The sequence below is a fragment of the Aquirufa salirivi genome, from assembly GCF_045310485.1.
Taxonomy (GTDB): domain Bacteria; phylum Bacteroidota; class Bacteroidia; order Cytophagales; family Spirosomataceae; genus Aquirufa; species Aquirufa salirivi.
Genome location: NZ_JBEWZH010000035.1, coordinates 1 through 422, shown reverse-complemented (window position 1 = coordinate 422; position 422 = coordinate 1). Strand labels below are relative to the sequence as shown.

Below are 422 nucleotides of genomic sequence, written 5' to 3'. Positions count from 1 at the left end.
ATCACTGGATTGTCTGGAACAACTATATTGAATAATGCAGCAGACTTCAGCAGTGGAGTTGCGAACTTGACTAGTTTAGGTCTGAAATTCACAGGTAATGCTGGTGCAGGAACCTTTACCTTCACCCCAGCTACGGGTACGGCAGTGACAAGCGCTAGCATTACTTTGAGTCCAGGTGAAGCCACTAAATTGCTTGTTACAGGAACTGGTACACAAACGGCAGGAGGTACTCAGACGATTACCGTAACGGCTAAAGATGCGAATGGAAATACAGCTACAACCTATACAGGTACTAAATCAATTACCTTCTCAGGAGCAGCAACCTCGAGTAGTCCAGCTACTGTACCAACGGTAGCTAGTACCAATTTTGGAACAGCAACGAGCATGAGCTTTAGCAATGGAGTAGCCACCGCGAGCATGGC

General features: G+C 46.7%; 1 protein-coding gene. It reads left to right on the top strand.

Translation table 11 applies throughout. The annotated features are described in order from the left end of the window. A partial coding sequence (locus U0R11_RS13570; protein WP_406752374.1) for a hypothetical protein occupies window positions 1–422 on the top strand: 422 nt, incomplete at both ends.